A 17728-nucleotide genomic window follows, 5' to 3' on the forward strand; every position below is an offset into this window, starting at 1 on the left:
CGCGAACGGTCCCGTAAGCTCGCTATTCGTGCAATCGCGACGCCGTCTCGGGGTGATGGGCGGGACCTTCGATCCCATCCACAACGGTCACCTCGTCGCGGCCAGCGAGGTCGCCGACCTGTTCGAGCTCGACGAGGTGGTGTTCGTCCCGACCGGCCAGCCCTGGCAGAAGCGCAGCCGCCCCGTGACCGCTGCCGAGGATCGCTACCTGATGACGGTGATCGCGACCGCGTCCAACCCGCGCTTCTCGGTCAGCCGGGCGGACATCGACCGCGGGGGACCCACCTACACCAAGGACACGCTGCGCGACCTGCGCGCGCTGAACCCCGACGCGGACCTGTACTTCATCACCGGAGCCGATGCCCTCGCCTCGATCCTGTCCTGGCAGAACTGGGAGGACATGTTCGCCCTCGCTACGTTCGTGGGCGTCAGCAGACCCGGCTACGAACTCGACGCCAGCCACATCTCGGCCGCGATGGCCGAGCTACCCGCCGACACCCTGCATCTGGTCGAGGTGCCCGCGCTGGCGATCTCGTCGACCGACTGCCGGATCCGCGCCGAGGAGTCCCGACCCATCTGGTATCTGGTTCCCGACGGCGTCGTGCAGTACGTCGCCAAGCGAGACCTCTATCGCCGTCCCAGCCGCTCAGCCGAAGGAGACAGTCCCTGACCGCCACACAGGAAGCCATCGACATGGCCACGGTCGCCGCACGGGCCGCGGCATCCAAGCTCGCCGACGACGTGATCGTCATCGACGTGTCCGGCCAGCTCGTCATCACCGACTGTTTCGTCATCGCGTCGGCCTCCAACGAGCGGCAGGTCAATGCCATCGTCGACGAGGTCGAGGAGAAGATGCGCCGGGCCGGCTACAAACCCGCGCGCCGCGAGGGCACTCGTGAGGGGCGCTGGACGCTGCTCGACTACGTAGACATCGTGGTGCACATCCAGCACCAGGACGAGCGCAATTTTTATGCGCTGGACCGGCTCTGGCGCGACTGCCCGACTGTCCCGGTGGACTTAGCGGACACAGACAACGCCGAAGACGCAGCGGACGCGGCGGAGGGTCCCGAATGACCGTCCGCCGACTGGTGATGCTCCGTCACGGCCAGACCGAATACAACGCCGGCAGCCGGATGCAGGGCCAGTTGGACACCGAGCTCAGCGAGCTCGGACGCGAACAGGCCGTCCATGCCGCCGAGGTGCTCGCCAAACGTCAACCGCTGCTGATCGTTTCGTCTGATCTGCGGCGCGCGCTGGACACCGCCGTCACGCTCGGCGACCGTTGCGGACAGCCGGTGAGCATCGACACCCGGTTGCGCGAGACGCATCTGGGCGACTGGCAGGGAATGACGCACCTCGAGGTGGACGCCGCGGCCCCCGGCGCCAGGCTCGCCTGGCGCGAGGACGCGCGCTGGGCCCCGCACGGCGGCGAGAGCCGGGAGGACGTCGCCGACCGCAGCCTGCCGCTGGTGCAGGAATTGGTGGCCCAGCAGTCCGAGTGGGGGACCGACGAACCCGACCGCCCGGTGGTGCTGGTGGCGCACGGCGGGCTGATCGCGGCGCTGACCGGCGCACTGCTCGGAATACCGGTGGACAACTGGCCCATCCTCGGCGGCATGGGCAACGCCAGCTGGGTGCAGCTGGCGGGCCACACCCGCATCGACGGGGCGTCGGATTCGTTCGACGACATCCGGTGGCGCCTCGACGTGTGGAACGCCTCGGCGCAGGTCGCCAACGATGTCCTCTGAGTCGGCCTCGGGCCAGGATCAAGCCCCCGGTCGCTCCGCTCCTGCCCGCCGCCGGACGCTGCTGGTGTTCTGCGACTCGCTGTCCTACTACGGCCCGACCGGGGGTCTTCCGTCCGACGATCCCCGGATCTGGCCCAACATCGTTGCCGGCCAACTTGGTTGGGATCTGGAACTGATCGGCCGGATCGGCTGGACGAGTCGCGATGTGTGGTGGGCGGCGACGCAGGACCCGCGGTCGTGGGCGGCGCTGCCGCGAGCGGGCGCGGTGATCTTCGCGACCTCGGGGATGGATTCGCTGCCGTCACCGCTCCCCACGGCCCTGCGGGAGCTGATCCGGTATGTGCGGCCGCCGTGGCTTCGCCGGTGGGTGCGTGACGGTTACGGCTGGGTGCAGCCGCGGTTCTCGCCGGTCGCGCGGGCGGCGCTGCCGCCGCACCTGACCGTCGAATACCTCGAGATGACCAGAGGGGCAATCGACTTCAATCGTCCCGGGATTCCGATGGTGGCCTCGTTGCCGTCGGTGCACATCGCGCCGACCTACGGGATGGCCCACCACGGCAGGCCCGGAACGGTGGAGGCGATCACCCGGTGGGCGGGCGAGCACGGGGTGCCGCTGGTCGACCTCGAGGCGGCGGTGGGCGACGAGGTGATGAGCGGGCGGGGCAATCCGGACGGCATCCACTGGAACTTCGAAGCGCACCGCGCGGTGGCGGAGCTGATGATCAAGGGACTCGCCGAGGCGGGCGTGCATCTGCCCCCGTCGAGCGAGTAGACCTGCCATGTCCGTTGTGGTGGTCAGCGATTCGTCGTCACGCCTGCAGGCCGACGAACGCAAGCAGTGGAACATCCGCGAGGTGCCGCTGCACGTGCTGATCGACGGCACCGACCTGCGCGACGGCATCGACGACATCCCCTACGACCTCCACGACCGGCCCAAGGTCACGACCGCCGGAGCGACGCCGGCCGAGCTGGTCGAGACCTACCGGCAGGCTCTGGCCGACAGCGGTGGGGACGGCGTGGTGGCGGTCCATCTGTCGGCCGCGCTGTCGAGCACCTACAGCGCGGCGGTGACCGCGGCGCGCGAATTCGGCCCGTCGGTGCGTGTCGTCAACTCCCGGTCGGCGGCGGCAGGTGTCGGCTTCGTTGCCACAGCCGCCGCACGCTGCGCTGCCGCCGGTGGCGACGTCGACGCCGTCGAGGCCGCGGCACGTTCGGCGCTGAGCCGCACGCACGTCTTCCTGGTCGTGCACCGGCTGGACAACCTGCGCCGCAGCGGGCGGATCCGCACCACCGCGTCGTGGCTGGGAACGGCGTTGTCGCTCAAGCCATTGCTGTGCCTCGACGTCGACGGGCGCCTGGTGCTGGATCAGCGCATCCGCACTGTCACCAAGGCGCATGCGGCGATGGTGGATCGGGTCGCCGAAGTGGTGGGGGAGAACACCGCCGACGTCGTGGTCCACCACGTCGACAACCACGACGCCGCCGACGCGCTGGGTGCCGCCCTCACGCAACGACTTCCGCAGATCTCGTCGCTCAGCGTGGCCGACATGGGGCCGGTGCTGTCCGTGCACGTCGGGGCGGGCGCCGTAGGCGTGGCCGTGCTGACTGCGGGGCGGTAGCGCTACACCGCAGCGCGCCCCGTGATCGGCGGTAGGTCGGCCAGTGTCACGATGCCGGGCGGCGCGGCGACGACCGCGGGCACGGCGTTGGTCACCGGCATCGCGGTGTAGATCATGCCGAGGCCCATGAACCCCGGTTCGGTCCAGTCCCTCGGCGGCAGGCAGTGCACGACCGTGCGCATGTTCGGCAGGCCGAACACCTGCACGACGTGGCCGTGCTCAAGCGGCTTGGGCGGCGTGACGTGCTCGCCCATGATCCAGTTGAACCCGACGCTGACGACGTTGCGCTCGCCCACCCAGCCACGGTGGTACCCGTGCACTCCGGCCACGGTGCCCTCGGGGATCTTCATGAAACCGAGGTCGCTGTCGCCGGTGGCCGCGGTGAACGTGACGTCGAACGTGATCCGGTCGAGAGTCGCGCCGATGGCGTCGGCCATCATCGCGGCGGATTCGGCGAACACCTCGCTCTCCCTGCGCACACTGTCGGCCAGTCCCGGGGTGTCGGGGTCCTGGGAGAACCCCATCGCGGTCTGGGTTCCGGCGGATTCGTAGGTGGAGCAGTCGACCGACTCGGTGATCCGGATCTCGTCGACGCGTTCGCAGGCCCCGGACAGCACCATCCCCACCAGGTTGCTCATCCCGGGGTGCGCACCGCTGCCGAAGATCGTGGAACTGCCTTTCTCGCAGGCATTTCGGATGCGTTCCAGGTCTTCGGGTGTCTGCTTGCCGCCGGTGATCCACGCGGCGCTCGAGCACACGTTGATTCCGGATTCCAGAAGGCGGACCAGCTCGTCGATGCTGGGCCACAACGGGTTGTAGCAGCAGGCGTCGGGCTTCAGCGCCACCAGTTCCTCGATGTCGTCGGTGGCCGTCACCCCGGTCGGCTCGGGCCACCCGGCGAGTTCGGCGGCGTCGACACCCACCTTGTCGGCGCCGTGCGCGTAGACGCCGACCAGCTCCATGTCGTCGCGGCCGATGATCGCGTGCAGGGACCGCTTCCCGATGTTGCCGGTGGTCCACTGGATGACGCGAAGCGGTCTATCGGTGGTCGGTGGGGCCATGACATCTCCTCGTCGAGTGGTGGGTCAACAGATGAAGCTACTGCCTCTAAGGTGTGCCTATGACTGACACGGCACCGGTGGCCGTGGTGACCGGCGCCAGCCGCGGTGCTGGGCGCGGCATTGCGACCGCGCTGGCCGGTAGAGGCTGGCGGGTGTACGGGACGGGACGCACCATCTCCGAGGCGCCTGCGGGCGGCGTGGCCGTGCCACTGGATCATCGCGACGATGCGGCCGTCGGCCGGTTGTTCGAACGGGTCGAACAGGAGAGCGGCCGCCTGGATCTGTTGGTGAACAATGCCGCGGTCATCTCCGACGACCTGGTCGGACCGGAGCCGTTCTGGGAGAAGCCCCGTGAATTGGCAGACGTGCTCGACGTGGGACTGCGGTCGTCCTACATCGCGGCGTGGTACGCCGCGCCGCTGCTGCTGGCCCGTGAGCGCGGACTGATCGTGTTCACCTCGTCGCCGGGGTCGGTCTGCTACATGCACGGCCCGGCGTACGGGGCGCAGAAGGCGGGCGTCGACAAGATGGCCGCCGACATGGCCGTGGACTTCCGCGGCACCGGCGTGGCCACGGTGTCGATCTGGATGGGGATCCTGCTGACCGACAAGTTGCGCTCGGCATTCGACGGGGATCCCGACGCGCTGACCAAATTCGCCGAGCAGGCCGAGACACCGGAGTTCACCGGTCACCTCATCGACGCGCTGTACCGCGACCCGGCGCTGAGTGAAGTGAGCGGCCACACCGTGATCGGCGCGGAGTTGGGTCAGCGGTACGGGATCACCGACGACGCCGGGCGTAGGCCGCCCTCGCACCGCGAGATGCTGGGTGCTCCACGACCGCCGAGTTCCGTGGTCGTCCGCTAGGTCACGGACTGATCAGGCCCCACAGCCCGTTGGCTCCGGCCTGCAGGGCCATGTCGGTCACCCGGTCGTCCCAGTGCTTCACCGAACCGAACTCCGAACGCCATGCCAGGGCGGCACGGGTGAACTCGTGCAGCCGGTGCTCGCTGGTGGTTCCGATCGCGCCGTGCACTTGATGGGCGTTTCGCACCACGACAGTCGCGGCGTGGCCTGTACACGAACGTGCCGCTGCCACAAGGAATTCGAGATGACGTGCCGACCAGTCGCTGGCGACCGCCGCCGACAGGGCGGCCTCCGTGGCGGATCGGGCGAGCGCCGCCTCGGCGGCGATGTCGGAGATCAGGTGTTGAACGGCCTGGAATCTCGACAGCGGACGACCGAACTGCTCGCGCGACGTCACATGGTCGAGCGATAGTGCCAGCGCCTCGTCCATTGCGGCGCACGCCTGGAGCGACCGGACAAGGGCGCACTTCAACCGCAACTGTGCTATGCGATCGGTGGGGACGGGGACTCCTGACAGGGACGCGGGGTCGGCGACGACGGTGTCGCGGGGTTCGCCGATCATGTTGGTTCCAGGGGTGATGTCGAGGTGTTCGGCCGCGGCATCCGCGACGAGGTACTCGCCGGCGACCTGCCACACCACCGCGACCCGCTCGGCGCCGGACGCCCACGGCACGCCGGCGGCGCGGCCGTGCGCGTCGAGGAGGCACACCGTGCGCACCGCGCCGTCGACAGCCAGGCCGGCGGACTCCAGCAGCCAGCACGCCAGCAGATCGTGTTCGGCCAACGGAATTCGTATCCCGTGGCGGACCGCGGCGGCCTGCAGTGCTGCCGCCTCGTACCAGCCGGCACCGCTGCCGCCGGACTGCTCGTCGCCGGTGAGGCGGACCAGCCCGAGCTCGTCGAGGCGGCGCCACAGCTCAGGGTCTCTGCGTGCGGGTACCTGTGGGGGATGCGATGCGCGGGTCTCGGCGAGAACGGCATCCATCATGTCGGCCAGCGCCGGTTCGACCTCGGGCGCGTTCACCGAAGTCCCAATCCGCGTGCGATGACCCCGCGCAGCACCTCGTTGGTGCCGCCGCGCAGGGTAAAGCCCGGCCGCTGATCCAGCGCTGTGGCCGCGAGGTCTGTAAAGCGTTGTCCAGCCGTGTGTTCCCCGGCCAAGTGGGCGAACTCGGCGATGTCACCCTCGGTGGTCGTGCCGAGGACCTTGACCACGGCGGCGGGCACGTCGGCCGGTTCGTGGCGCTCCAGCGCACCCGCGACGGCGGAGGACATCTGATGCAGCCCGGCGACGCGCGCCACCAGGCGACCGAGATCGGTGGAGCGCGAGAGCTGTTGAGATCCCATCGTTTCCGCGCAGGCGTCGAGCAACACGAACGTCGACAGGAACCGCTCGGGGCCGCTACGCTCGAAGGCGAGCTCGGAGGTCACCTGCTGCCAACCCTGACCGATCTCGCCGAACACCATGGCGTCGGGAACGAAGGCTCCGTCGAGGAGCACCTCGTTGAAATGGTGCGCCCCGTTCATCGAGACGATGGGCCGGATCTCGACACCGGGGCCGCGCAGGTCGACGATGAACTGGCTGAGCCCGGCATGCCGATGCGCCGGATCGACCGGTTCGGTGCGGGCGAGCGCGATGAAGGCGTGGGCGAGATGAGCACCGGAGGTCCAGACCTTGGTGCCGGTCAGTGTCCAGCCGCCGTCCACGCGCTCGGCCTTGGTGCGCACACTCGCCAGATCCGAACCGGAATCAGGTTCGCTCATACCGATGCCGAAGAAGCACTCGCCCCGGACGATCTTCGGCAGGAACTCCGACCTCTGGAACTCGGTGCCGTACTTGAGGAGTGAGGGCACGATCTGCCGGTCGGCGATCCAGTGGGCCGCCACGGGCGCACCGGCCGCAAGGAGTTCCTCGGTGACGGCGAACCGCTCGACGAATGAGCGGCCGTGCCCGCCGTACTCGGCGGGAACCGTCATGCCCAGCCAGCCGCGGGCAGCGAGCGCGGCGGTGAAATCTTCGTCCCACCCGCAGAGCCAGGCGTCCACCGACGGGGTGAAGCTGCCCGCAGCGAGCTGCTCTGCGAGGAACTGCCGTACTTCGTGCCGCAACTCTTCGGTTCTGGCCGGATCCACGCCCGAGCGGGGTACCAAGCGGGGCAGCGCCATCACTCTCCTGCGGGGTCGTCGGCCGGGGTTGGTTGTTCGACAGGCGCCGGTTCCGCAACCGTCGCGGTGTCATCAGGCGCCGACTCGGGCAGCGACAGGCAGATTCCCACGGCGAGGAAGAACGCGACGGTCAGGGTGCCGCCGAGGTAGTGGTTCATGGGACCGCCGGGGGCGATGAAACTGCCGGGCGGCCCGATGACTGTGATGGTCTCGAGCAGCTGCTCGACGGTGAACACCGCGGTGCCGATTCCCAGCCAACGCGGGAAGCGATCTTCGTTGGCGGCCAACAGGATCGGGACGGCCACCAGGATGTTCGCCACGGTGGCGGCCGGCAGCCACATCGAGCCGACGTCGCCGATGACCCTCGCGGCGGCCGTGTCCAGCTGTCCGGGACGAAGCGCGGGACCCCCGGTGAACCAGATCGCGACGCACAGCTGGGCGAGCAGCAGTGCCGACCCCACCGTGAACAGGTGGGCCGCAGGCCCGCTCAGCCTGTCCCGCGCGAAGGCGAGCACCACGGCCAGTGCGAATGCCGAGAACGCCAGGAGCAGCGCCCGCACCCGGGCGGCTCCGTCGTCGGCGTCGGGGAGCGCGGGGATCACCAGCACGGCCGCCGCGTAGAGCACCGCGAACGCGATTCCTGCGATCATCGGGGCCCGGCGGTTCATATCGGGAGCCATCGTAGCCACCGCCATCCACAGCGCGGAGTTCATCCCCAGGCCGCGCCGATCCGCCGCGACATCGCCCGGTTGCGTCGGCTTGCGGGCCTACCGTCGGCGCATGTCCACCGAACTGCCCGCCGAGCGGCTGCGTCGCCGCCTGGGAGCGGACGGCGACGCCGCCGACGATGACGCCGAGGAACAGCCGGACACGTCCCTGTCGCGGTGGCTGCCGGAACCCGCACCACCGGGCCCGGCGGGCTGGCTCGCGGCGGTCCGGGCGGATCCGGGCCGTGCGGGCGTCGTCGCGCTCGGCGCCGTCGCCGCCGTGGCGGTGCTGGTGACGGTGCTGACCCTGCTGCGCGATCAGCCACCGGCGGTGGTGTCGGCCAAACTGCCGCCGGTCGAGATGGTGTCGTCGGCGGCCCAGACACCGGACCCGGCAGCGCCAGGACCGGCGGCGCCCGTGGTCGTCAGCGTGGTCGGCCTCGTCAAAGCACCCGGGCTGGTCACCCTCCCTCCGGGGGCCCGCATCGCCGATGCGCTGGACGCCGCGGGCGGGGCCCTCGACGGTGCCGACGTGATGGGGCTGAACATTGCCAGACGGGTCACGGACGGCGAGCAGATCGTGGTCGGTATCGGGGCGCCACCGGGCCGGCCGGTGGAGATGGGCAGCTCGATCGTCTCGGATGTGGCCGCGACGGCGCCCGGATCTCCATCGCCTGAAAAGCCCTCGGGCTCAGCGACGTTGGTCGACCTGAACACGGCAACAGTCGACGAACTCGACACGCTGCCCGGCGTGGGGCCGGTCACCGCTGCGGCGATCATCGCCTGGCGCGAGGCCAACGGCCGGTTCACCAGCATCGACCAACTCAGCGACGTCGACGGCATCGGACCGGCCCGGCTGGACAAGCTGCGCGAACACGTCCGTGTGTGACGACGGTGACGCCCGGGCAGGCCGGTGCCACGGTGCTGGACCTGCGTCTGGTGCCGGCGGCACTGACCTGCTGGACGGTGACGGCGGCGGGAATCCTGTTCGGCGTCGCCGGTTCGCTCGCCGCGATGGCGGCCTCGGTCGCGACGACCGCGGCGATCGGCTGGTGGGGTGGCCGTGGCCGTGACCGAAGACGTGGACGTGACCCTCGATCGGCGGAGCGGCGGGCGGTGGTGGCCGGTGTCTCGGCGGTCCTGGTGGTGGGCGGCGGGTTCGCCGTCGCCGTGGCGCTGCGCGTCGACGCGGTGCGTCAGCACCCTGTCGTCGGGTACCTCGGCGAGGTCACCGCCGTCGTCGTCGCCCCTACCGAGACGCCGCGTGTGCTCGAGGGCGGCCGGACGATGTTCCGCGGCTCGCTGCTGGAACTCGACGGCGCCCGATCGACGGGCAAGGTGCTGGTTTTTGCTTCCGGCGCCGAGTACGCGGGCCTGACGGCGGGTCAGCCCGCCGCGTTCCGCGCACAGGTCAGCACGCCGAAGCGCCGCGACCTCACTGTGGCGGTGCTGTCAGCGAAGGGGGAGCCCACCGTCGGTGCTGCCGCGCCGATACACCGGGCGGCCCACCACCTCCGCGCTCGGTTCGCGCACGCGGCTCGGATGGTGCTGCCCGTCGATCAGGCGGCGGTGTTGCCGGCGCTCGTCCTCGGAGACACGTCGACAGTCGCCGGTCAGACCACCGCCGAGTTCCGCGCGTCGGGTCTGACACACCTGACCGCGGTGTCGGGGGCGAACGTGACGATCGTCTGTGGCGCGGTGCTGTTGACCGCGGCGTTGATCGGGCCGAGGGCCGCCGTCGGGCTGGCCGCGGTCACGCTGGTGGGGTTCGTCGTGGTGGTGCAGCCGTCGCCGAGCGTGCTGCGCGCTGCCGTCATGGGCGCGATCACGCTGCTGGCGGTGCTGTCGCACCGCCGCAGACAGGCGCTGCCGGCGCTGTCGGCGACGGTCATCGTCCTGATGGTCGGCGCCCCCGACCTCGCCGTCGACGTCGGGTTCGCGCTCTCGGCGTCGGCCACCGCCGCCCTGGTGCTCATCGCCCCGGCCTGGTCGCGACGGCTCGCCGCGCGCGGCTGGCCCCGGCCGCTCGCGGATGCGGTGAGCATCGCGCTCGCCGCCCAGCTGGTGACCGCGCCCCTGGTGGCCGGCATCTCCGGGTCGGTGAGCCTGGTGGGGGTGGTCGCGAACCTGCTGGTGGCACCGGTCATCCCACCGATCACCGTGCTCGGCACGGCCGCCGCCGCGCTGTGCCCGCTGTGGCCGGCGGGTGCCGAGTTGCTGATCCGATTCACCGGCCCGGAGGTGTGGTGGCTGCTGAGCGTGGCGCGCTGGGCCGCGAACGTCCCCGCCGCCTCGGTGCCCGTCCCGTCCGGTCTTGCCGGCGTGGGGACCGTCGCGGTCGCCGCGCTCGGTGTCGCGGCGGTGTGGCAGTGGACGTGTCGTCCGGGCATGACACGATCGTCCGGTGAGCCAACAGGTAACCGGCCTGCACCTGATCTTGGGTGACGAAGAGCTACTGGTCGAACGTGCCGTCGCGGCGGTGCTGCGGGAGGCGCGCGCCTCGGCCGGCACCGGCGACGTCCCGGTGGACCGGCTGCGCGCCGGCGAGGTGAGCACCAGTGAGCTCGCCGAGTTGCTCAGCCCGTCGCTGTTCGCCGACGAACGCGTCGTGGTGCTCGAGGCCGCCGGCGAGGCCGGCAAGGACGCCGTCGCGGTCATCGAGGCCGCCGCCGCCGACCTGCCCGAGGGAACGATGCTGGTCGTCGCGCACTCCGGCGGCGGGCGCGCCAAGGCGCTCGCCGATCAGCTCAAGAAGCTCGGCGCGCAGGTGCACCCGTGCGCGCGTATCACCAAGGCCTCCGAGCGGGCCGACTTCGTCCGGCGGGAGTTCCGGTCCCTGCGGGTCAAGGTGGGGGACGACACGGTGACCGCTGTGCTCGACGCGGTCGGCTCCGACCTTCGCGAGCTGGCCTCGTCGTGTTCGCAGCTCGTCGCCGACACCGGCGGGGACGTCGACGCGGCGGCGGTGCGGCGCTACCACTCCGGCAAGGCCGAGGTGAAGGGCTTCGACATCGCCGACAAGGCGGTCGTCGGTGATGTGGCCGGGGCGGCCGAGTCGTTGCGCTGGGCGATGATGAGCGGTGAGCCGCACGTGGTTCTCGCCGACGCGCTGGCCGAGGCGGTGCACACGATCGCCCGGGTCGGCCCGATGTCGGGCGACCCCTACCGGCTTGCCGGTGAACTGGGGATGCCGCCGTGGCGGGTGCAGAAGGCGCAGAAGCAGGCGCGCCGGTGGTCGCGGGATTCGGTCGCGGAGGCGATGAGGGTGGTGGCCACACTCAACGCTGACGTGAAGGGCGCGGCCGCGGATGCGGACTACGCGTTGGAGACAGCGGTCCGAAAGGTCGCCGAGCTGGTCAGCGAGTGAACGGCACCGAGCTGGTCAGCGAGTGAACGGCACCGAGCTGGTCAGCGAGTGAACGGCACCGAGCTGGTCAGCGACACCGAGCTGGTCAGCGAGTAAACGGCACCGAGCTGGCCGGGCCTCAGATCTTGTTGAAGGCCTGCGCGAGCGCGGACTTGCGGTTGGCAGCCTGATTCTTGTGGATGACGCCCTTGGTGGCGGCCTTGTCCAGCTGGCGGGTGGTCGCGGCCAGGAGTTCGCCGGCCTTTTCCTTGTCGCCGGCCTCGACGGCCGCACGGAACCCACGGACCGCCGTGTGAAGCGACGACTTCACCGACTTGTTGCGCAGCCTGCGGCGCTCGTTGGTGAGAATCCGCTTCTGCTGCGACTTGATGTTGGCCACGCGTGTATTCCTTCGTAAATCTCGGTCGGGGTGCTTGCAATCTGTGGGCGCCCGGTGTGTGGGCAGCGAGTGTTCAGGGTACCAGCGAGCCCACGGATGTCCCAAAGCGAGACCCACTGGCCTGCCGAAACGGCGGAAATGTTGGAGCATGGCATTCGTGCGGACGCCGAGGGCGTGCGCGTGGGACGTCACGACCGCAGAACATCACCAGCCCGTCGACGCGAAAAGCAGGAGAAATCTTGGCGACCGAGACCACACGGACCTCCCGCAGCAGCGCCAGGTCGGTGAAACGGCACGACGGCGTCTTCGGTGGTTACAACAAGCTTGGCCCGTATGCCAAGGCGTTCGACGAGATGTTCGACGCCCAGGGCAATGTCCGTGGCCCCTACAAGGGCATTCACACCGAACTGGCTCCCTCCGACGTCTCGGATCTGGAAGCGCGCGCGGAGGCCCTCGGCCGGGCGTTCATCGACCAGGGCATCACGTTCTCACTCTCGGGGCAGGAGCGACCCTTCCCGCTCGACCTCGTGCCGCGGGTCATCTCCGCGGCGGAGTGGACGCGCCTGGAGCGGGGCATCCGCCAGCGGGTCAAGGCGCTGGAGATGTATCTCGAGGACATCTACGGCGAGCAGGAGATCCTGCGCGACGGCGTCATCCCGCGCCGCCTGGTCACGTCCTGCGAACACTTCCACCGCGAGGCGGTCGGGATCGTCCCGCCGAACGGGGTGCGCATCCACGTCGCCGGCATCGATCTGGTCCGCGACGAGCAGGGCGCCTTCCGCGTCCTCGAGGACAACCTCCGGTCGCCGTCGGGTGTCTCCTATGTCATGGAGAACCGTCGCACGATGGCGCGGGTCTTCCCGAATCTCTTCGCCACCCACCGGGTGCGCGCGGTCGGTGACTATTCGTCGCATCTGCTGCGGGCACTGCGCAACGCTGCGGCCAACAATGTCGCCGACCCGACCGTCGTCGTGCTGACCCCTGGGGTGTACAACTCGGCGTACTTCGAGCATTCGCTGCTGGCCAGGCAGATGGGCGTGGAACTCGTCGAGGGCCGCGACCTGTTCTGCCGAGACAACACCGTCTACATGCGCACCACCGAGGGTGAACGCCAAGTCGACGTCATCTACCGCCGCATCGACGACGACTATCTCGACCCGATGCAGTTCAAGCCCGATTCGGTGCTCGGGGTGGCCGGCATCCTCAACGCCGCCAGGGCCGGCAACGTGGTGATCTCCAGTGCGGTCGGCAACGGTGTCGGCGACGACAAGCTCGTCTACACCTATGTCCCCACGATCATCGAGTACTACCTCGGGGAGAAGCCGCTGCTGGCCAACGTCGACACCTTCCGGTGCTGGCTGGACGCCGAACGCGAGGAGGTGCTGGACCGCGTCGACGAGTTGGTGATCAAACCCGTCGAGGGCTCGGGCGGCTACGGCATCGTGTTCGGCCCCGACGCCTCGGAGAAGGAACTGGCCACCATCACCAAGAAGATCAACGCCGATCCGCGCGGCTGGATCGCGCAACCGGTGGTGCAGTTGTCGACGGTGCCCACCCAGATCGGCGACGATCTGTCGCCGCGCCACGTCGACCTGCGGCCCTTCGCGGTCAACGACGGGGACGACGTCTGGGTCCTGCCCGGCGGGCTGACCCGGGTGGCGTTGCCTGAAGGCTCCCTGGTGGTGAACTCCAGCCAGGGCGGCGGCTCCAAGGACACCTGGGTGCTGGCCTCGCGAACGTCGGTGGCCGACCGCGAGCTGGCCGCCGCTGAGGTCGTCCGCTCGCTTCCCAAGACGCCGAGGGCATCGAAGAACGGCAAGGCCGAGAGCGCATCGGACAACCAACAGCAACAGCAACAGCAGAACCAGCAGTAGGGGGCGGTCCAGAGATGTTGGCACGCAACGCGGAATCGCTCTACTGGATCGGTCGGTACGTCGAGCGCGCCGATGACACGGCCCGCATCCTCGACGTCACCGTCCACCAGCTCCTCGAGGACTCCAGCGTCGACCCCGACCAGGCGTCACGCACGCTGCTGCGGGTTCTCGGCATCGAACCCCCCGACGTTCCCCTGGACGTGTGGTCGCTTACCGACCTGGTGGCGTTCAGCCGCGACACCGAGGGCGGGTGTTCGATCGTGGAGGCGATCTCGGCGGCGCGTGAAAACGCCCGCGGCGCACGCGAAGTGACCTCGACCGAGATCTGGGAGTGCCTGAACACCACATACAACGCGTTGGCCGAGCGGGAACGAGCGGCCAAACGTCTTGGGCCGCATGAGTTCCTGTCCTTTGTCGAGGGAAGGGCCGCGATGTTCGCCGGCCTGGCCGACTCCACCCTGTCGCGTGACGACGGATACCGGTTCATGGTGCTCGGCCGGGCCGTGGAGCGGGTGGACATGACGGTGCGGCTGCTGCTGTCCCGTGTCGGTGACAGCGCGTCCTCGCCCGCGTGGGTCACGGTGCTGCGTTCCGCAGGTGCGCACGACACCTATCTGCGGACCTACCGCGGCGTCCTCGATGCCGGACGTGTCGTCGAGTTCATGTTGCTGGACCGGCTTTTTCCGCGCTCGGTGATGTACTCGCTGCGGTTGGCCGAACACAGCCTCGACGAGCTGCACAAGCGACGCCTCAACCGGGTGGGTGCCACCGCGGAGGCGCAACGTCTGCTCGGTCGTGCTCGCAGCGAGCTGGAGTTCCTGCCGCAGGGCGTTCTGCTGGAGTCGCTGGAGGAACGCCTGGCCGGCATCCAGGCGACGTGCGCCGATGTCGGGGAAGCACTGGCGCTCGAGTACTTCCACTCCGCACCGTGGGTGGCGTGGACGGATGCGGGGCGAAACGGCTCGCTGGTGATCGAGGAAGGCGAGGTTTGAACCGATGAGCCGGCCGCGCAGCGATGAGCCCCCGGGCGAAGAGCAGACAGCGAAGAGGAGAATCTGATGTGGCGCATGCGGGTCATTCATGCCACGGGCTATGCCTACAAGTCGCCGGTCACGGCGTCGTTCAACGAGGCACGGCTGACGCCGCGTTCTGATTCGCGGCAGAACGTCATCCTCAACCGGGTCGAAACCGTCCCCGCCACAAGGTCGTATCGCTACGTCGACTACTGGGGCACCGCGGTGACGGCGTTCGACCTGCACGCGCCGCACGCCGAACTCGAGGTGACGGCGTCCTCGGTGGTGGAGACCGACCGACCCGAACCGCCGAAGATCAAGATCAGCTGGGAGGACCTCGCGAGCGAGGCGGTGATCGACAAGTACGACGAGATGCTCGCACCGACGCACTACGTGCCCGCGAGTAAGCGGATCGAGCGGGTGGGCCGGCGGATCGCCAAGTATCACGATCCCGCCGAGGCGGTGATCGAGGCCGCTCGCTGGGTGCAGGCGGAACTGAAGTACGTGCCCGGCACGACGGGGGTGCACACCTCGGGTGTCGATGCGCTGCGCGAGGGTCGGGGGGTGTGCCAGGACTTCGCGCACCTGACTTTGATGTTGTTGCGCGGCATGGGGATTCCGTCACGCTACGTGTCGGGATACCTGCACCCGAAGCGCAACGCGAAGATGGGCGACACCGTCGAAGGTCAGAGCCACGCCTGGATTCAGGCATGGACGGGGGAGTGGTGGCACTACGACCCGACCAACGACAAGGAGATCAACGAGCAGTACATCAGCGTGGGTGTGGGCCGTGACTACGCCGACGTCACCCCGCTCAAGGGCATCTACTCGGGGGAGGGGTCCACCGACCTCGACGTCGTCGTGGAGATCACCCGGCTGGCTTAGCGCAGACTCCCGGGTGGACCTCCACCCGGTGCAGGTCGTCGCCCAGTTCGATTTGGCGCTCGAAGACCGAGGCGGCCAGTGCCCGCCACTCCTCCTCCTGGCCTGGCTGGATCGCCGGCACGTAGTGGGTGAGGATCAGGATGCCGACGCCGGCGCGGGCCGCGGTGTCGGCGGCCTGCTCCACCGACGAGTGGTAGTCGCAGATGTCGCGCATCCGCTGGATCGGTATGGGGTCGATGAGGTCCTTGCGGATCACGGTGTGCACCAACGCTCCTGCACCGGCCGCCAGGTCGTCGAGGCTCCGGCAGGGCACCGTGTCCCCGGCCAGCACGACCGATGCGCCGCCGTTTTCGATGCGGAACCCGATCGTCGGTGCGACCGGCCGGTGATCGGTGGGTCCGACCCGGATCTGCACCCCGTCGCGGCCCCACACCACACCGTCGCTCACCTCCTCCACCTCGACCGGCGGCGGGGTCGTCAGGTCGGCGTGGTGGGCGATGCGGTAGCCGATGTCGAAGTTGAACGCCTTCAGCGTGTTCTCGACGACCTCGGCGGTTCCGGGCGGGCCGATGATCGGCAGCGGCGGCAGATCGGGGGCGAAGTTCGACACCCACCGGGTGATGAGCACGTCGCCGAGGTCGGCGATGTGGTCACTGTGCAGGTGCGTCAGCAGCAGCGCGGTCAGGTTGTTGGCGCCCACCCCGAGGGCGGCCATGCGCTGCAGGACGCCGCGGCCGCAGTCGACGAGGAACGTCTGCCCGCCCGCGCGGACGAGCGTCGACGGTCCCGCGCGTCGCGCGTCGGGGATGGGGCTGCCGGTGCCCAGGAGCGTCACTTCGATCATGGATCCCACCTAACCCCCCGCTCGGCGGTCCGGGGGGTGGAAAACGCCGAATGCACGGCACTTATTGCCTAGCCTGGTATGTGAGGTGAGTCACGACGAGGCGGTGAGGTCGATGCGGATATCCGACGTATTGCGCAACAAGGGCGCAGCGGTGGCCACGATCACCCCGGAGACTTCGGTTGCCGGGTTGTTGACCGAGCTGACGGTGCACAACATCGGAGCGATGGTGGTGGTCTCCCAGGACGGCCTGCTGGGCATCGTGTCCGAGCGCGACGTGGTGCGCATGCTGCACGAGGTGGGTGCTGATCTGCTGAGGCGTCCGGTGTCGGACATCATGACGACGCTGGTGGCGACGTGCTCGCCCGACGATACGGTCGACAGCCTGAGTGTGCTGATGACGACGAACCGGGTCAGGCACGTCCCGGTCGTCGTCGACGGCCGGCTTGCCGGCATCGTCAGCATCGGCGACGTCGTCAAGACCCGCATGGAGGAACTCGAGCGCGAGCAGCAGCAGCTCCAGGCCTACATCACCCAGGGCTGATCGTGGCCTCCGCCATCGACGTCCGTGCCGCGCACAAGCCGGACGTGCGAGGTCTTTCGCGGGTGCTGGGGCGGGCTTTCTTCGACGACCCGGTGATGATGTGGATGCTGCCCGACGACGGCCGTCGGGCCAAGGCGCTTCCGCGGGTGTTCGCCGCGATGACCCGGCACCACTTTCTCGGCGGCCACGGGGTGGAGGTCGCCAGCAGGGCCGGTGAAGTGGGTGCGGCGGCACTGTGGGACCCGCCGGGCCGATGGAAGCAGACGCCGCGCGAGGAATGGCGGATGATGCCGAGCTTCCTGATGGCGATGGGCCGCCATGTGGGGCGGGGGATGGGGATGACCGAGCTGATGAAGAAGCACCATCCCGAGGAGCCGCACTGGTATCTGGCCGTGATCGGCAGTGATCCGGATGTCCGGGGGGCCGGGTTCGGGCAGGTACTGATGCGGTCCCGGCTGGACCGGTGCGACGCCGAGGGTGCGCCCGTCTACCTGGAGTCCACCAAAGAGGAGAACGTGCCCTATTACATGCGGTTCGGGTTCGACGTGACCGGGGAGATCACGATTCCCGACGGCGGGCCGACGATGTGGCAGATGTGGCGCGCACCCGTTTAGGACGGCGTAACCGGGGAACGTCGCAGTAGGCCCGCCCGCGGAGA

The 17728-nt window shown here is 69.3% G+C and carries 20 protein-coding genes; 14 read left to right on the forward strand and 6 right to left on the reverse strand.

Annotated elements, in window-relative coordinates:
• Nucleotides 1-28 precede the first annotated feature (28 nt).
• From nadD to H7I57_RS25685, 5 genes are read left to right on the forward strand one after another with little or no spacing between them, the layout of a single operon-like run.
• A complete protein-coding gene (nadD, locus tag H7I57_RS25665) occupies nucleotides 29-670 on the forward strand; it encodes a nicotinate-nucleotide adenylyltransferase (RefSeq protein WP_264027006.1) in 642 nt (213 codons plus the stop codon).
• Complete coding sequence (gene rsfS / locus H7I57_RS25670) at nucleotides 667-1074, forward strand: ribosome silencing factor (RefSeq protein WP_264027167.1); 408 nt, start codon at nucleotides 667-669, stop codon at nucleotides 1072-1074. The genes nadD and rsfS overlap by 4 nt, the downstream gene beginning before the upstream one ends.
• Nucleotides 1071-1748, forward strand: a complete 678-nt coding sequence (gene gpgP / locus H7I57_RS25675; RefSeq protein WP_264027008.1) for a glucosyl-3-phosphoglycerate phosphatase — start codon at nucleotides 1071-1073, stop codon at nucleotides 1746-1748. Before rsfS ends, gpgP begins: the two co-directional genes overlap by 4 nt.
• Nucleotides 1738-2520, forward strand: a complete 783-nt coding sequence (gene octT, locus H7I57_RS25680; RefSeq protein WP_264027009.1) for a diglucosylglycerate octanoyltransferase — start codon at nucleotides 1738-1740, stop codon at nucleotides 2518-2520. The genes gpgP and octT overlap by 11 nt, the downstream gene beginning before the upstream one ends.
• 7 nt (nucleotides 2521-2527) lie before the next feature.
• The gene (locus tag H7I57_RS25685) at nucleotides 2528-3367 is read left to right on the forward strand and encodes a DegV family protein (protein WP_264027011.1); all 840 of its coding nucleotides are present in this window, start codon (nucleotides 2528-2530) and stop codon (nucleotides 3365-3367) included.
• Between the two features lie 2 nt (nucleotides 3368-3369).
• On the opposite strand, the gene H7I57_RS25690 is transcribed toward H7I57_RS25685, so the two are convergent.
• Nucleotides 3370-4428, reverse strand: coding sequence for an NAD(P)H-dependent amine dehydrogenase family protein (locus tag H7I57_RS25690; protein ID WP_264027012.1), 1059 nt, complete (start codon nucleotides 4426-4428; stop codon nucleotides 3370-3372).
• Between the two features lie 59 nt (nucleotides 4429-4487).
• Between H7I57_RS25690 and H7I57_RS25695 the strand changes: the two genes are divergently transcribed.
• A complete protein-coding gene (locus H7I57_RS25695) occupies nucleotides 4488-5294 on the forward strand; it encodes an SDR family NAD(P)-dependent oxidoreductase (RefSeq protein ID WP_264027013.1) in 807 nt (268 codons plus the stop codon).
• A 1-nt stretch (nucleotide 5295) separates the two neighbouring features.
• Here the strand turns inward: H7I57_RS25695 and H7I57_RS25700 are convergent, their stop codons facing one another.
• The 3 genes from H7I57_RS25700 to H7I57_RS25710 are packed head-to-tail and all read right to left on the reverse strand — an operon-like array spanning nucleotide 5296 to nucleotide 8128.
• Nucleotides 5296-6282, reverse strand: a complete 987-nt coding sequence (locus tag H7I57_RS25700; protein ID WP_264027169.1) for an acyl-CoA dehydrogenase family protein — start codon at nucleotides 6280-6282, stop codon at nucleotides 5296-5298.
• 32 nt (nucleotides 6283-6314) lie between these two features.
• Nucleotides 6315-7460 carry an acyl-CoA dehydrogenase family protein gene (locus H7I57_RS25705; protein WP_264027014.1) on the reverse strand — a complete coding sequence of 382 codons (1146 nt, stop codon included), beginning with the start codon at nucleotides 7458-7460 and terminating at the stop codon, nucleotides 6315-6317.
• Nucleotides 7460-8128, reverse strand: coding sequence for a hypothetical protein (locus H7I57_RS25710; protein ID WP_264027170.1), 669 nt, complete (start codon nucleotides 8126-8128; stop codon nucleotides 7460-7462). Before H7I57_RS25710 ends, H7I57_RS25705 begins: the two co-directional genes overlap by 1 nt.
• 112 nt (nucleotides 8129-8240) lie before the next feature.
• Between H7I57_RS25710 and H7I57_RS25715 the strand changes: the two genes are divergently transcribed.
• From H7I57_RS25715 to holA, 3 genes are read left to right on the forward strand one after another with little or no spacing between them, the layout of a single operon-like run.
• The gene (locus H7I57_RS25715; RefSeq protein ID WP_264027016.1) at nucleotides 8241-9056 is read left to right on the forward strand and encodes a ComEA family DNA-binding protein; all 816 of its coding nucleotides are present in this window, start codon (nucleotides 8241-8243) and stop codon (nucleotides 9054-9056) included.
• A complete protein-coding gene (locus H7I57_RS25720; protein ID WP_264027018.1) occupies nucleotides 9053-10612 on the forward strand; it encodes a ComEC/Rec2 family competence protein in 1560 nt (519 codons plus the stop codon). Before H7I57_RS25715 ends, H7I57_RS25720 begins: the two co-directional genes overlap by 4 nt.
• The gene (gene holA / locus H7I57_RS25725; RefSeq protein ID WP_308204403.1) at nucleotides 10572-11534 is read left to right on the forward strand and encodes a DNA polymerase III subunit delta; all 963 of its coding nucleotides are present in this window, start codon (nucleotides 10572-10574) and stop codon (nucleotides 11532-11534) included. Before H7I57_RS25720 ends, holA begins: the two co-directional genes overlap by 41 nt.
• A gap of 118 nt (nucleotides 11535-11652) precedes the next feature.
• On the opposite strand, the gene rpsT is transcribed toward holA, so the two are convergent.
• Nucleotides 11653-11913, reverse strand: coding sequence for a 30S ribosomal protein S20 (gene rpsT / locus H7I57_RS25730; protein ID WP_264027020.1), 261 nt, complete (start codon nucleotides 11911-11913; stop codon nucleotides 11653-11655).
• A 239-nt stretch (nucleotides 11914-12152) separates the two neighbouring features.
• Here rpsT and H7I57_RS25735 point away from each other — a divergent pair, with 239 nt between their 5' ends.
• The 3 genes from H7I57_RS25735 (at nucleotide 12153) to H7I57_RS25745 (ending at nucleotide 15685) form a co-directional block, all read left to right on the forward strand.
• Nucleotides 12153-13787, forward strand: a complete 1635-nt coding sequence (locus tag H7I57_RS25735) for a circularly permuted type 2 ATP-grasp protein (protein WP_264027021.1) — start codon at nucleotides 12153-12155, stop codon at nucleotides 13785-13787.
• Between the two features lie 14 nt (nucleotides 13788-13801).
• Nucleotides 13802-14779, forward strand: a complete 978-nt coding sequence (locus tag H7I57_RS25740; protein ID WP_264027022.1) for an alpha-E domain-containing protein — start codon at nucleotides 13802-13804, stop codon at nucleotides 14777-14779.
• A 66-nt stretch (nucleotides 14780-14845) separates the two neighbouring features.
• Entirely contained in the window at nucleotides 14846-15685 is an 840-nt protein-coding gene (locus H7I57_RS25745) for a transglutaminase family protein (protein WP_264027023.1), read from the forward strand.
• Here the strand turns inward: H7I57_RS25745 and H7I57_RS25750 are convergent.
• Nucleotides 15669-16529, reverse strand: coding sequence for a ribonuclease Z (locus H7I57_RS25750; protein WP_264027024.1), 861 nt, complete (start codon nucleotides 16527-16529; stop codon nucleotides 15669-15671). The genes H7I57_RS25745 and H7I57_RS25750 overlap by 17 nt on opposite strands.
• 112 nt (nucleotides 16530-16641) lie before the next feature.
• Between H7I57_RS25750 and H7I57_RS25755 the strand changes: the two genes are divergently transcribed.
• Together H7I57_RS25755 and H7I57_RS25760 are read left to right on the forward strand one after the other, a co-directional pair.
• On the forward strand, nucleotides 16642-17070 hold the full coding sequence (locus H7I57_RS25755; protein WP_264027025.1) for a CBS domain-containing protein: 429 nt from the start codon (nucleotides 16642-16644) through the stop codon (nucleotides 17068-17070).
• A 2-nt stretch (nucleotides 17071-17072) separates the two neighbouring features.
• The gene (locus H7I57_RS25760) at nucleotides 17073-17684 is read left to right on the forward strand and encodes a GNAT family N-acetyltransferase (RefSeq protein ID WP_264027026.1); all 612 of its coding nucleotides are present in this window, start codon (nucleotides 17073-17075) and stop codon (nucleotides 17682-17684) included.
• Nucleotides 17685-17728: the final 44 nt, after the last annotated feature.

The organism is Mycolicibacterium pyrenivorans (genome assembly GCF_025821625.1).
Classification (GTDB): domain Bacteria; phylum Actinomycetota; class Actinomycetes; order Mycobacteriales; family Mycobacteriaceae; genus Mycobacterium; species Mycobacterium pyrenivorans.